The organism is Paenibacillus sp. Z3-2, from assembly GCF_054161325.1.
Window position 1 is genome coordinate 5,993,832 of the sequence record NZ_CP096397.1, and the last position, 14,098, is coordinate 6,007,929.

A 14,098-nucleotide genomic window follows, 5' to 3' on the forward strand; every position below is an offset into this window, starting at 1 on the left:
CGGTGACGGAGCTATGGAATTCGATGCGGGCTTTATAGATATCTTGATATTGTTTTGAAAAAAAGTTGATTAGCTCTCCCTGACTGTATGATCAGGAGAGGTTATGAGGGTTGCTGGTTGCCAACTTGTATGAGTTGGTTACCTGCAGCCTTGAGCAGCCGATTCATGACGGCTGCTCCTAGGCCTTCGCGTGAGCAGGCTTCAGCCACAATATATGTGGCGCCTTGCTCATCGCAGCTGCGCAGCGCGGCGTATAGCCGGCGCGCTGCTTCTTCCAGCTCGCTGGCGTCGCCCAGCGAGAACACGGCATCGGCGCGGTACTGCTCCGCGTGCTCGGCGAACGCCAGCACCGCGGTGCGCTCTCCGCGCTGCGCCGCCTCTGCGAGGGCGGCGCTGATCCAGGCCGCCACCGCTGCGGGCGGCCCCTCCACCACGCACAGCGCCCCTGCGGGTGCGTAGTGCGTGTACTTCATGCCCGGCGAGCGCGGCGCCGGGCTGCCCACGCCAGTGGACCCCTCCGCGAGTAGCGCGGGGTCCGTGGCGACACGGGCGGCAACGGCGGACAGCTGTTCCGCCGTAATGCCGCCAGGGCGCAGGATGGTGACGGTACCGTCGTCACCGACCTGCACGACCGTGGACTCGACGCCCACCCCAGTGGGGCCGCCGTCCACGATGCCGCCGATGCGGCCATCCAGATCCTCGCGTACATGAGACGCGAGTGTCGGGCTTGGCCGCCCGGAGCGGTTGGCGCTTGGCGCAGCCACAGGGCATGCCGCCGCCGCGATCAACTGCAAAGCCACCGGATGGTCCGGCATGCGCACGGCCACCGTGTCCAGACCGGCGGTGACACGCGGGGACACCGCCCCCGGCCTAACCGGCAACACGAGCGTCAGCGGTCCCGGCCAAAAGGCCACCATCAGCGCTTCTGCCGTTTCATTCACTTCCGTGACCAGCGCATCCAACTGGTCACGGTTCGCGATATGCACAATCAGTGGATTATCGGAAGGTCGGCCTTTGGCAACAAATACAGCCTCCACGGCTGCTGTGCTACGCGCATCGGCACCCAGGCCGTAGACCGTCTCGGTCGGAAAGGCCACCGTCTGTCCTTGACGGATGCAGGCTGCGGCAGCCTGCAAGTCGGCGAGCGCCTGTTGATCGGCGCTCCCCTTTTTCACATCCAAACCATAAATACTACCCAATCCGTGATCTTTTTCCTCGGCCACCAAGACGCGTACATCCCACATCTCGGTGACCAGTTCTCCCGGAGTTTTCGTCTCACGGTTTTCTCTGCTCATATATCATCATTCCTAAACTTCAAGTAGGTTAGTTCACAAACATTTTCAATATAAGCAATTATAACATACCTGTCCCGCCCCAGATGCCCTTCACACTTCGCTCCACGCATGAGTCTAGCTGTAACTTCTTCACACTCATGTATATAGGGCAGCTTCATAATTCGAAGTCACCCTTATGTGTATTGTTAATACATTGTTATACGAATAATACAGTGACCCAACTCCATAGTTTCACAGCCATGTCCCACAGAAAGAATCTCGCCTCCGGTGTATCTCCCTGCACGGACGCCTCAGCATCTCCAGGTTCAGCCGCTGCAGCGGATACGGTTGAAGGTTTCGCCAGTGCATCCCCGGTCCCTGCATCTATGAAGCACAGCGGCGGGAACAACACGCACCACCAGTTCTGACCTTTGCCTTCGCCCAGCGTGATCCGAACAGCTTCATAATCTCCCGCAGGATACACGGTGCCACCATATAGTTTGGTTGGGAACGGAACAGAACCCAGTTCCACCTGATACTCATAATTCAAACCGCGACTGGCCAGCTCTTCTCCTACCCGATCCTCAATCTGGGACAGATGTTCACGAATAACCTTGCGCGCTTCATCCAGACTTTGCGGGTTCTCCAGCTCGGCTACCCAATCACCCATCTGTGCAACGACTGCATCTCGAATCTCGCGTTTCACCAATTGATCTCCCGGTGCATCCGAGTTTGCGAGAATCCGCAAGCGAATCGATTGTTCCGGAATCGCTGTGGCCGCCACAGCTGCATCCGTCTTCTGACCTTCCCACATCATGATAATCATCATAAGACATACAATAATAAGTCCAATTTGCTTTACAATTCGTCTGTTCATTCCGTTCTCCCCCTCGGCTCTCTGTTCACGTTACCTGCAACTCTCTCATGTCTATCAGTATGCCCCGGAGAACCGGAAGTAAACCTAGCATTTGCAATAAATCTACTAAATCGATTCTATGATTTACATTCGCTCAACAGTCATGTTAAAAAGGCTGATCTGCACCTGGTTACAGGGCAAACCAACCTCTTTATTTCCATTTAATATCACGCGTTATACGCTCCGCCGCTTTACTTATCACCTTGTACCTAAACCGACTCAACAATTACACAGCACTTTTCTCTTTCTTGAGCACATTCCATAACCGTTCCGACAACCGGGGTTGCTGCTCCCCCATCAGAAGTTCATCCTCCTCTTCTTGCCCGTATAACTTAATGCTCATGACTACCCCAATACAAGCCATATTAATGAGTAAAGAGGTGCCACCGTAACTGATGAACGGTAACGTAATGCCTGTGAGCGGCATCAGCCCGAGGAACGCCCCCACGTTCTCGAACACCTGATACAACAGCATACCAATAATGCCTACAATGATGACAGGTCCTGCGCGGTCTTTGCATGCCAGAGCAATCAGCACCATGCGGTGGATCAGGATAAAGTACAGCAGAATCAGAATGGATGCACCGACAAAGCCAAACTCCTCTGCGATCACGACAAAAATGGAATCAGAATACGTATAGGGGACTCGTCCACTCTGAACGGATGTTCCTTGCAAATAACCTTTGCCAATGATTCCCCCTGACCCAATGGCTAATCCTGCATTCTTCGTATGCCACGAAGCCTTGGAGGTAGCCTTTTCCGGTACCAACCAAGGATCAATTCGCTCCGCCCAATGCTCCCGTTTTACCTTTTCAAGAAAGGTGAACACCTCATCATGGTAGAAGGTATAGGCTTTGACGAAGCCAAAAAACGCCACTCCTATAATCGCCAGTCCGATCAATGCGTGCTTCAGCCTCATATTCCCGATCCAGAACACCGCAGCCAGAATCACCACATATCCCAGCGCATTACCCAAATCATTCTGAGCCATGACCAGGGCAAACGGAATAAATGCCCAGCAGCCAATGGGCACAATATCTCTCCAGAACTCCAGCGTGCTTCGTTGTCTCTTCACGATCAAATGGGCAAGGAACAGAATCAGAATCATCTTGAACAGTTCTGCCGGTTGAAACGAAAAGTTCTCACCCAGCTTAAGCCAGCCGTTGGCATTATTGATCGAACTGCCCAGGACATTGGCCAGGATCAGCAGTATGATTCCCAAGCCATACAAATAAAACGCATATTTCACATATAACTTGTAATTCACAAGCCCGATGACGAGCACCGCAATGAATCCGGCGGCATAGAAATACAGCGTTTTGATATGATGATTCGCCAGGGTGGCATCGGTCTGCGTCCCGCTATAAATCGCAAATACACTAATAATCATGAGCAACAGCATTACAAAAAGTATCACACCGTCCATCTTCTTCAGCATTCTCAACATGTCTCCGTCCATCCCCCTGGATTTAACATTCTATCATTTCCAATTACACTCAATATTACCATTGTATAAAATTGGATGATCAAATGGAAACCCTGATTACGATTCAACAGTCTACATTGCTAAAATAAAACAAAACAGCCCCATCCACACTTGCTTGGATGGGGCTGTTTTCAGGATTGAAGTCATTCTTCCTTGTTCTATAGCTTCTATGTCCCGTCATCGATTATGAAGGTTATTGTTCCTGCTGGGACGGTTTTCTTCTAAACAACTTCATAATTAGCTCCGTGATGCTTGGTTGTTCAGCCGATCCGAGAATATCTTCGTTCTCTTCGGTATGGACCTTGATACTCATTGCAATCCCCATACTAATCATATTGATAATTAGAGAGGTTCCTCCATAACTGATAAATGGCAAGGTGATCCCCGTCAACGGCATGAGTCCGATAAATGGACCAATATTGACAAACACCTGGTATAGCAACATGGCAACAATACCTACAATCAGGTAAGGCCCCACCCTATCCTTGCATTCCAGTGCAATCAGCACAAGCCTATGGATCAGTATAAAGTAAAGCAAGAGCAATACGGAAGCTCCAACAAAGCCAAATTCTTCTCCAATCTGCACAAAGATGGAGTCGGCATAAGCCAGCGGGACCCGGTTCGACTGAATCGTGGTACCTTCCATGTATCCCTTGCCACTAATGCCTCCTGAACCAATGGCCAGTTTGGCATTATAGGTCTGCCATAATACGTCTCTTGATGTCAGTTCAGGTACAAGCCAAGGGTCAAATCTCTCTGCCCAGTGAGCACGATTCATGCCTTTCAAAAATCCTGTGATTTCGTCATGATAATGAATATATGCCTGAACGCCCGCAACAATAGCACTAACAGCGAGCACAAAACCGATCACCGCATGTGTAAATTTCACATTACCGATCCATAAGAGACCAACCAGAATGACAATATAACTCAGAACCGCACCCAAGTCATTCTGTAACATGACAAGCATCAATGGGGGCAACACACATAAGCTGATCGGAATGACATCCCGGCCAAAATAAAGCGTTCTATTCTTTTTCCTGGCCAGCAAGGCTGATAAAAAAACAATAAGACATAATTTGAACAACTCCGATGGCTGGAGACTTAATCCACCGATCGACAGCCAACCTTGTGCTCCATAATACTCTTTCCCGACAAACAGAACCAGAACCAGCAGTAACATGCCTACTGCATAGATGTACAGGTAATTCTTCACGATAAACTTATAGTTGATCATGGACATGCCAAAAAAGACAACAAAGCCTAAACAATAAAAAATAATCATGTTTTTGGGAAAGGCTTCCCATCTCGGTCTTCCAAAGGTCGTACTGTAAATAGACATGATACTAATAACCATGAGAGCCAGTAATATGAAAACAATAGAGTAGTCTATCTTTTTTAATTTATGCAGCATGTAATTATGTTCCCCCAAGCATTCAGAAATCTCCGGTATATCTCATTGTAGAGGATTTCACGGCAAAAAGAAAACCCGCGGAACCTTACATTTTCGTCACCTGTTCCGAAGTACGAACACCCAGGACATGCCGCTCGATTCCGGCAAGGTCCGGTACAATGATAATTTCCGGCCAATGTCCCGCCGTTTCAAGCAGAGCCGCGATGTCGCGAGCCTGTCCCTGGCCCAGCTCAAAGCCAATGATCTGCGGCGGCGCAGGCAACAGCGCCAGTTGCTCAAGCATGATACGGTACGGTGCAAGCCCGTCCGGACCGCCGTCCAGTGCCATGCGCGGCTCATGATCGCGCACCTCTTGCTGCAACCCGGCGATATCCGCCGCCGGGATGTATGGCGGGTTGGACACCAGGATGTCCACCCGTGCCCCGGCGAACGGGGCCAGCAGATCGCCTTCACGGAAGTCGATCTGTACGCCGTTCGCGGCCGCGTTCCGCGCGGCCACTTGCAGGGCAGCCGCCGAGAGATCCCCGGCGCCAATCTGCCAGCGCGGGCGCAGTGAAGCCATCGTCACCGCGATGGCACCACTGCCCGTGCCGATATCGACGGCGAGCGGAGCGCCGTCAGGAAACACGCGGTCGGCTTCGCGCAGCACAGCCTCGACCAACAGCTCGGTCTCCGGCCGCGGAATTAGCACGGCCGGCGTGACCTCGAACGGCAGCCCGTAGAATTCCTGGCTGCCGATAATATATTGCGCCGGCTCACCCGCAGCCTTGCGCGTGACGGCGTCCTCCCAGCGGCTGCGATGCTCGCTGGGAAAGGGCTCCGGCTGCATCATGTAGTACTGGGCGCCATAGACGCCGAGTATATGTTCCAGCAGCAGCCGAGCATTGTTTTGCGGCTCGTACACGCCGCACTTCTCCAAAAAAGAGGAAGCCTCCACGAAGGCTTCCCGACAGCTCTGTTCCGGCGTCATGACGAACTGCGCGCGGCTCACAGATTATTCTCCTCTATCCATCAACTCGGTCTGCTGAGCAATCGTCAGTGCAGACAAGATATCTTCAATCTCTCCGTTCATGATCTGATCCAGCTTGTGCATCGTCAGACCGATACGGTGATCCGTCACACGGCTTTGCGGGAAGTTGTACGTACGAATACGCTCACTGCGGTCGCCCGTTCCCACTTTGCTCTTCCGCTCAACAGAGATCTTCGCTTCCTCTTCCATACGTTTCATATCGAAGATCCGTGTACGAAGAACTTGCAACGCCTTTTCCTTATTAGAGTTCTGGGATTTTCCATCCTGGCACGTAGCCACGATTCCCGTTGGAACGTGCGTTACCCGTACTGCGGATTTCGTGGTATTAACCGATTGTCCGCCGGCACCACTGGAACAGAACGTATCGACACGAATGTCTTTATCATGAATTTCGATATCAAAATCTTCAGCTTCAGGCATCACCGCAACCGTTGAAGTTGACGTATGAATACGTCCGCCGGATTCGGTTGTTGGAATACGCTGCACACGGTGTGCGCCGCTTTCGTATTTCATTTTGCTGTAAGCGCCACGGCCGTTGATCAGGAAAACAACCTCTTTGAATCCACCGAGATCATTTGTGTTAACGTCCATCAGCTCTACACGCCAGCCTTGTGCATCCGCATAACGTGTGTACATCCGGTACAGATCTGCTGCAAACAACGCGGCTTCATCACCACCAGCTGCTCCGCGAATCTCAACAATAACGTTCTTGTCGTCATTCGGATCTTTTGGCAGCATGAGTACACGAATCAATTCGTCCAATTCCTTCTGGCGAGTGCTCAGTTCGTCAATTTCCATTTTGACCATCTCGCGCATCTCATCATCCAGTTTTTCGCCCTGCATTTCCTTCGCTGCTTCAAGATCCTCACTTACCTGTTTGTACTCATTGTACGCTTCATAAGTCGGTTGCAGATCCGATTGTTCTTTGGAATATTCCCGCAGCTTTTTGTTGTCACTTGCCACATCCGGGTCACACAACAACTCGCTCAACTTGTCATAACGGTCGGCTAACGCCTGTAATTTATCCAACATATATAGTCACCTCACGCTTTATTTTATCTATGCACATATCGTTTTCTGTATTTATTTCAAATCCATCATTAATGATATCTATAATCTATATTCCACAACGCACAGGATTCTCATCGAATCCCCTGACCGCAGCATGTATTCACATTCACGTATGATCGACGTATAACATCGCTACAACGTCATCAAATCCTTTACTTTTAAAGTGAGATCAAGAAATCGTGTACCCTGTGTGAAGTCCGCTTCAGCTCATCTGTTCAAGCGCGAAATCTAACGTGGTATACGACTCTTAATTATAGCATATTCTTATGGTTCTGAATAGTAACTGTTCCGCAAGCGGATGAACTAATTTTCATGCTGCAACATACGAATGAAATTGTTGTTCGATGTTGTTCCGAAATGTTCCTACTGTGGTATAATACAAGTATAGCAAGTGTAAAATAAACAAAAGCCACGATGCGCTAACATCGTGACTTCTCTAACAAAGGCCGGTGGGCGACCACGGCGAATTTCAATCAAACGAATGAAAAACCACCGGATTGCAAGGCGACCAACCTAATCCCGGTGGTTTTTCTTGTTCCGCGCTGCTTTCCACGCACTGCACAAGGCTATTAACCCCACTGCAATACTAACTAGCTTGTCGCTAATTTCCAGGAAATGCTGCACTACTGCAAGAAATGACACGGCGTCACCCCCTCTCGGGTAAGCATCGCCGTGTCGATAATCCACCGGTTACTTTGTCTTCTCTATTATACCATAATATGCCTATTCACAACTCTATTTCAGGAGTTGATTTTGATTATAAAAACAAAGAATCCGTTTCTTATGGAAGCCTGCTTTTCCGTTGCATCCCCTTGTGCAAAACGCTAAGTCAAAGACCCCACGAACTTCACGAGAAAGTTGCAGGGTCATCGCTATTGATTCTGCAACTTAAACCATTGGAAATGAATCGGCCACTCTAGCGAGGGAAGGACTCTTCCATTGGATACATGATGACAGTATATAAGTTTATAACAACTTATACATTGAAACGGAAGTGCATAACGTCGCCGTCATTTACAACGTACTCTTTACCTTCAAGACGAAGTTGTCCGCGCTCTTTAGCACCGTTCATGGAACCCGCTGATACCAGATCATCGTAGGAAACAACCTCTGCCCGGATGAATCCGCGCTCGAAGTCGGTGTGAATAACACCCGCTGCGCCAGGCGCTTTTGTTCCTTTACGGATTGTCCAAGCACGAACTTCCTGTACGCCTGCTGTGAAGTAAGTGTACAGACCGAGCAATTTGTAAGCCGCTTTGATCAACAGGTTCAGACCGGAATCCTCGATACCGAGTTCTTCCAGGAACATTTGTTTATCTTCGCCTTCCAGCTCGGAGATCTCTTCTTCAACCTTCGCACTGATTGGCACCACTTCTGCGTTCTCAGCAGCTGCGAATTCTCTTACTTTTTGCACGTAAGCATTGTTCGCCACATCACCAATTTCGTCCTCAGCTACATTGGCTGCGTACAGAACAGGTTTCAGAGTAAGCAAGTGCAGATCGCGTACGATCAGACGCTCATCATCGGTAAGTTCCATGCTGCGTGCTGGCTTGTCTTCGTACAGAACCGCCTTCACTTTCTCCAGCACTTCTACTTCTTGAGAGGCTGCCTTGTTGCCGCCCTTCATGTTTTTCTTAGAGCGATCGATTTTTTTCTCAACACTTTCGATATCGGCCAGGATCAGCTCCAGATTGATAGTCTGGATGTCGCTTACCGGGTCAATTTTGCCATCGACGTGTGTAATGTTCTCATCTACAAAGCAACGTACCACGTGTACAATTGCATCTACTTCACGAATGTGGGCAAGGAACTTGTTACCAAGACCTTCACCTTTGCTCGCACCGCGAACAAGACCTGCGATATCTACAAACTCAAACGCCGTTGGTACTGTTTTCTTAGGCACAACGAGTTCAGTCAGTTTGTCCAAACGCTCATCGGGTACTTCAACGATCCCCACGTTAGGGTCAATCGTACAGAACGGATAGTTTGCCGATTCGGCACCTGCTTGTGTAATTGCGTTAAACAACGTAGATTTTCCGACGTTCGGAAGCCCTACAATTCCTGCTTTCAAAGCCATGTATATGACAACTCCTCATTGATTACTTGTTCGGTATGGATAATCCTATACATTATATATGACAAACCCCAAGGCATCAAGGAACTTCGCCAATTCGACCAGAGCACCATCCGCTTCCCGAAATCCTCGGTTATTGCGAATGATTCGTTTTGCGTAAATCTTACGTCTGGCTTAGATTATCCGTTTTCAGGTTTACCCTTTGATTTCCTTGTACATGGTCAGATCCGTTACCTCATATCCCATCTTTCGATACAGGCTGCTCGCCCGCACATTATGTCCAAACACATGCAAACCAATGCGATCCACGCCAAGACTCAAGGCTGTCTGTTCAAGCGCCTGCATTGTCTCTGTTCCGTATCCCTTACCACGATGCGCTTCTTCAACTACAATATCGAGCAAAAAGGCATCTTTCCCGCGACGATGATCTGTGGTATTAAACCAGATATACCCCACATTGCCGTCCACAGGATGCACCAGATTGTAGAGATACGCTCCGGGTGTATTCAAGCCTTCAGGCAGATAACGTTCATAAGATTCCTCCGCTAGTTGCTGCGCCTCTTCCTCAGCCCAGGTACCCGCTTCTACTTTTTCCTGTGCAAAATCCTTAATCGATCGAATGCGAAAACTCGCATAATCTTCCTGATTCATTGGAGAAAGTTCCAACTTATTTCCCTCCTCATTTGAGTGTTCTATGTATGATCTCTGTGCACTCTTTTATGCATTACTATATCGTATTGTATCTCGTTATCCAGCTTAGTGCTTGAAGTTATTCTGACGATTTAAATTTGAGAATGTCACCGTGAAAGAGCAATGTATGTAATAACGATATTTCGCTACGTGAACTATGTTAAAATATAGGGGCGAGCGACCCGCCAAAGTTTCTCGCCCAAAGTCGATTGAATTATTCCATCGGCTTTTTTATTTTAAGCTGATTGTATTGATTAATTAGATCATCCAGGACCATAGATTGCTGTATAACATGAGGATGAAGCAGATCTCTATAGTTCATCTTGAGTTGATAGAGCTTTTGTCTCGCTGCTTCGATCTGCAACTTGAGCTCGCCACAATCCATATTCACCCCTCCCTGTTGTAACATTCTAGTCCATTCTGCTAATTAGTAGGAAATCAGGCGAACTCCAACACGAAAAAGCTCCCTTCAAAGTAGACAATTCACCATTCTACTTGAGGGAGCAGCTTATATTAAATTCAGAAATGCTGGTTAACTTCCCATGCCATGACCATTAGTTGTCATGATTACTGGACGGTCTTTTTCAACGGGTATGGGTTGAGTAGTAGGAACAACTACGCCTACTGCGATACTGCATGTAACTATCAATACTGCCAATTTCATCTTCATTCGTCATCAAACCTCCCGAAGCAATTTTTTGTATCGTAGTTTAGCTTCTTCAACTGCAAAATACCGAAATTCTTCAAATATTTTTATACACTCTAGAATACTATCTTTATTCTTGATTTTAATTACAAAATCCAAACCGTTAAGAATCAACTCAAATCCTCTGTTATAATCTTGATGTTTTAAATAGTATGTACCTAGGCCCACAAGCAAAGTACCATATTGATCATTCGTATATTGCTCGCTGATTTTTCCAATACGGCTGCTCTGTTCTTGGTACATGAAATACGCGTCATATGTTTCAAGAACTGAATCAATGTTGATATCAGACCGATTTGCCGCATTCACAATTGCACATAAAGCAGGAAAGATCTCATTTTCTCTCTCTGAGATGTAGTTCATATAACTTTGGATAACCTCTGTTTGACCTGACATTAGTTCATATAGATACCGGTTGCCTTCTGCCCATTCCTCGAACTGACGAATAACAACGGTTTCCTCTTCGCTCGGATCATTTACCCAACTATAATCGGTGTACAAAGAGACATATTGAAGCGCTTTTTCATATTCTTCATAATAGAAACAAGCCTCTCCAAGCGCCAAATATGCGTACAAAACGTAAAAAACATACTGCTTTTTAGGTTTACCCTCCGCTGCTCTCACTGTTTTATACGACTCATAATGGATCATTGCTTTTACCTTTAACTTGTCAGCAAGATTCTTCACCTTATCCCATCGGCGTAACGAAGCATACACATTAATCAAATCGTTCAATCCATCCAGCTGGTAGTGCTCATCAAGCCGATCTACAAAAAACTCAAACTGCGTAGCAAGTGTAAGATTGCTCAACTGATCCTTGGAAAGCCCGATTGTGAACAAACGATACTGACTTAGAGCCAACCGTTCAGAATGTTGCATTTTCTCACCCTCGGCTACACAAATGTACAAAGGCTTGGCCGCTTCCAACTTCCCTTCACGATATAACTGTTCAGCCAACTCGAACAAAAGCGGTGCATAGGAAAGATTATCCATAATCAGATTAACGGCTTCTTCCATATAATCGACCTTACCGAGTTCGGCACAACGGTATAAAAAAGGCCCAAGTCTTCGCCAATCCGGGCTTGTATGTACAAAACACTCATGTATGTATAATTCATAGAAGTAACCCTCTGTTAGACCCATCCCGGCAGTAAGTCGATCCAATTGCTGCATGCCTATGGGACGCAGCCCGTTCAGCGTACCACTCAACGTCCCTGAGTTAATTCCCGATATCTCAGAGAATTGATTGAGTGTCATATGGCTCGTTTTTAAGTAGTCTGCTAAATGATCACGTATTGTGGCTACTGAGTTCAAAGATACACCACCTTTCCAAGCAAAATTAAGCAATGGTCAATAAAATCATACTATATACCTCAGTTAATTAGCAATATTTTACTTGTAAATATTTAACTATATGTTTAATGGGTTAGATATCTTTTATCTTTTAGGAACTGAAGTTTGATCTACCTTGATATTTATAATGCAAAAAAACCTGCCCAATTTTGTTGAGCAGGTCTTTGTGGAAAATCACCATCAGTTTGATTCAAAATTTTATCATTTATGTTGTATTCCTCAGCCTACGAAATTAAAAACTTTTCTTAAAGAACCTTCCCAATGCAAAACCCACTAATCCGCTAGCATAAACACAAACTATGCTTATTAAAGCAAATACCACATTAGACGGAAGGTCCAGAACGTATCTTATTCCATAAGCAGGCCCCGCCCAAACGATGGACGCAGGAATAAATAGTATTGCTACGTCCAGGTAATAACCCGCAAGGAGCAAAAATACCCCCGTTAACCAAAATAAAGTAGATCGCAGCACAAACTCTTTTCCCTTACTCCTCATACCCAGAACAAACCATACAAGAAGAAATAACAAAGAAGCTATGGCTCGATATAAATTGGGGGGATGGCCTTTTAAATATGAACTAAAATTAATGATAGTAAAGGGAATCACACTCAATAGCATAAGTAACACTTGTTTATATTTACTCATTATATTGCTGTAAGGTAATTAACTTGTTTTTTTGGAGTGATAAGGGTTCCACTGTGCTGATCCAAATATCATTCTTGGTAACGTCCCATTGCGTGTCATTACCAAACACTCTGTAGCTATAGCATTTATAGATATGCTCGACAACACCATCACATCGCATAGAGCTTACCTCATCATACTTGACATAAGTGCTGGCATTATTACTCCACCAACCTTAACGCCGCGCCACCAAACGTGTCGTCTGTTTCAAATCCTCGATCCGCCCTGCACCAATGCCAAACATCACGGTACGCAGCTCAAATTCAACCTGTTCCAACCGCTCATTCAGCGCATCATCCGAAGCGACTGCGGATTCGAGCAGAGATCGGCCAAAACCAGCCAGATCCGCACCGAGCGCGAGGGCTTTGGCCGCATCCACGCCTGTGTACAATCCACCACTACCAATCAAGGCGCCCGCTTGGTTCAGCGCTCTTACTTCCTGAATACACTCCGCTGTGGGAGTGCCCCAGTCGGCAAAAGCTTCAGCTGCCGCCCGGCGAACCGGGTTATTGTTACGGTACTTCTCTACCTGCACCCAGCTTGTACCACCTGCACCGGCGACATCGATAAACGCCACACCCACTTCATACAAGGCTTTCGCCGTCACACCATCGATGCCAAAACCTACTTCTTTTACGCCAACAGGCACGTCTAGCTCGCGACACAAGTGCTCAATCCGTTGAAATAATCCGCTGAAGTTGGTATTACCTTCGGGCTGAAAGACTTCCTGCAACGTGTTCAGATGAAGCACGAGCATGTCCGCACCCGCAATATCTACGGCACGCTGGAAGTCAGCCGTGGTGAAGCCATAGTTCAGCTGCACCGCGCCCAGGTTGGCAATGACCGGGATGTCCGGTGCCCAGCGACGCACATCGAAGGTACTCGCCAGTTCCGGCTGTTCCACGGCAGCCCGGATCGAACCTACGCCGAGCGCCCAGCCTCTGGCGTTCGCTACTCGGGCGAGGCGCTCATTGATGGCGCCTGTTGTTTTGCTTCCACCCGTCATCGAACTGATGAGCAAGGGTGTGCGCACCTTTTTTCCAATAAACGAAGTCTCCAGATGCACCTCTTCAAAATCCAGCTCCGGCAGTGGGTGATGACGAAACGCATACCGTTCCATGCCGCTGGTTACCCCTTCTCCTGCCACATTCTCCTCAAGACAGAGGCGCACGTGTTCCAGCTTCCGTTCTCCCGTAGCCACTTCGGGAAGCAGCCGTTCGCCGGCTCGCTCTTGTTCATTCATGATGAGACCTCCTATGTGAGAATCGTGCGGATCGACAGGATAACCTGCCCGTTCCTTACTTCTATGTATATAAGTCTTTTGCAAAAGACAAAAACATTAATCCTATAGCATTACAGCTTAACTTTATCCAGTATAACGTTCCAATCCAGCTATTGA

The 14,098-nt window shown here is 47.8% G+C and carries 13 protein-coding genes; all 13 read right to left on the reverse strand.

Features of this window, described 5'->3' with window-relative positions; all coding sequences use genetic code 11:
• Positions 1–101: 101 nt before the first annotated feature.
• Positions 102–1,295, reverse strand: coding sequence for an L-threonylcarbamoyladenylate synthase (locus tag M1D71_RS26810; RefSeq protein WP_458124339.1), 1,194 nt, complete (start codon positions 1,293–1,295; stop codon positions 102–104).
• Positions 1,296–1,491: 196 nt separating this feature from the next.
• Positions 1,492–2,151 carry a stage II sporulation protein R gene (spoIIR, locus tag M1D71_RS26815; RefSeq protein WP_458124340.1) on the reverse strand — a complete coding sequence of 220 codons (660 nt, stop codon included), beginning with the start codon at positions 2,149–2,151 and terminating at the stop codon, positions 1,492–1,494.
• Positions 2,152–2,416: 265 nt separating this feature from the next.
• Positions 2,417–3,637, reverse strand: coding sequence for an FtsW/RodA/SpoVE family cell cycle protein (locus tag M1D71_RS26820; protein WP_458124341.1), 1,221 nt, complete (start codon positions 3,635–3,637; stop codon positions 2,417–2,419).
• A 232-nt stretch (positions 3,638–3,869) separates the two neighbouring features.
• Complete coding sequence (locus tag M1D71_RS26825) at positions 3,870–5,090, reverse strand: FtsW/RodA/SpoVE family cell cycle protein (protein WP_458124342.1); 1,221 nt, start codon at positions 5,088–5,090, stop codon at positions 3,870–3,872.
• 85 nt (positions 5,091–5,175) lie between these two features.
• Positions 5,176–6,060, reverse strand: coding sequence for a peptide chain release factor N(5)-glutamine methyltransferase (prmC, locus tag M1D71_RS26830; RefSeq protein WP_458127362.1), 885 nt, complete (start codon positions 6,058–6,060; stop codon positions 5,176–5,178).
• Positions 6,061–6,084: 24 nt separating this feature from the next.
• Positions 6,085–7,152: a peptide chain release factor 1 gene (gene prfA, locus M1D71_RS26835; protein ID WP_062836950.1), complete on the reverse strand. Its 1,068-nt coding sequence runs from the start codon at positions 7,150–7,152 to the stop codon at positions 6,085–6,087.
• 552 nt (positions 7,153–7,704) lie between these two features.
• Entirely contained in the window at positions 7,705–7,833 is a 129-nt protein-coding gene (locus tag M1D71_RS26840) for a hypothetical protein (RefSeq protein WP_458124343.1), read from the reverse strand.
• 334 nt (positions 7,834–8,167) lie between these two features.
• The gene (gene ychF / locus M1D71_RS26845) at positions 8,168–9,268 is read right to left on the reverse strand and encodes a redox-regulated ATPase YchF (protein ID WP_458124344.1); all 1,101 of its coding nucleotides are present in this window, start codon (positions 9,266–9,268) and stop codon (positions 8,168–8,170) included.
• Between the two features lie 192 nt (positions 9,269–9,460).
• Entirely contained in the window at positions 9,461–9,931 is a 471-nt protein-coding gene (locus M1D71_RS26850; protein WP_458124345.1) for a GNAT family N-acetyltransferase, read from the reverse strand.
• Positions 9,932–10,169: 238 nt separating this feature from the next.
• Positions 10,170–10,340 carry an aspartyl-phosphate phosphatase Spo0E family protein gene (locus M1D71_RS26855; RefSeq protein WP_458124346.1) on the reverse strand — a complete coding sequence of 57 codons (171 nt, stop codon included), beginning with the start codon at positions 10,338–10,340 and terminating at the stop codon, positions 10,170–10,172.
• 147 nt (positions 10,341–10,487) lie between these two features.
• Positions 10,488–10,625, reverse strand: coding sequence for a hypothetical protein (locus tag M1D71_RS26860; RefSeq protein WP_458124347.1), 138 nt, complete (start codon positions 10,623–10,625; stop codon positions 10,488–10,490).
• 6 nt (positions 10,626–10,631) lie between these two features.
• Positions 10,632–11,975, reverse strand: coding sequence for a transcriptional regulator (locus M1D71_RS26865; RefSeq protein ID WP_458124348.1), 1,344 nt, complete (start codon positions 11,973–11,975; stop codon positions 10,632–10,634).
• Between the two features lie 899 nt (positions 11,976–12,874).
• A complete protein-coding gene (gene fni, locus M1D71_RS26870; RefSeq protein WP_458124349.1) occupies positions 12,875–13,942 on the reverse strand; it encodes a type 2 isopentenyl-diphosphate Delta-isomerase in 1,068 nt (355 codons plus the stop codon).
• Between the last annotated feature and the right edge of the window lie 156 nt (positions 13,943–14,098).

Bases quoted from the DNA above. Each gene is read 5' to 3' on its own strand.
- ychF (WP_458124344.1), bottom strand. From the start codon at position 9,268: ATGGCTTTGAAAGCAGGAATTGTAGGGCTTCCGAACGTCGGAAAATCT.
- M1D71_RS26810 (WP_458124339.1), bottom strand. From the start codon at position 1,295: ATGAGCAGAGAAAACCGTGAGACGAAAACTCCGGGAGAACTGGTCACC.
- M1D71_RS26820 (WP_458124341.1), bottom strand. From the start codon at position 3,637: ATGTTGAGAATGCTGAAGAAGATGGACGGTGTGATACTTTTTGTAATG.
- M1D71_RS26855 (WP_458124346.1), bottom strand. From the start codon at position 10,340: ATGGATTGTGGCGAGCTCAAGTTGCAGATCGAAGCAGCGAGACAAAAG.
- fni (WP_458124349.1), bottom strand. From the start codon at position 13,942: ATGAATGAACAAGAGCGAGCCGGCGAACGGCTGCTTCCCGAAGTGGCT.
- spoIIR (WP_458124340.1), bottom strand. From the start codon at position 2,151: ATGAACAGACGAATTGTAAAGCAAATTGGACTTATTATTGTATGTCTT.
- M1D71_RS26825 (WP_458124342.1), bottom strand. From the start codon at position 5,090: ATGCTGCATAAATTAAAAAAGATAGACTACTCTATTGTTTTCATATTA.
- prmC (WP_458127362.1), bottom strand. From the start codon at position 6,060: ATGACGCCGGAACAGAGCTGTCGGGAAGCCTTCGTGGAGGCTTCCTCT.
- M1D71_RS26860 (WP_458124347.1), bottom strand. From the start codon at position 10,625: ATGAAGATGAAATTGGCAGTATTGATAGTTACATGCAGTATCGCAGTA.
- prfA (WP_062836950.1), bottom strand. From the start codon at position 7,152: ATGTTGGATAAATTACAGGCGTTAGCCGACCGTTATGACAAGTTGAGC.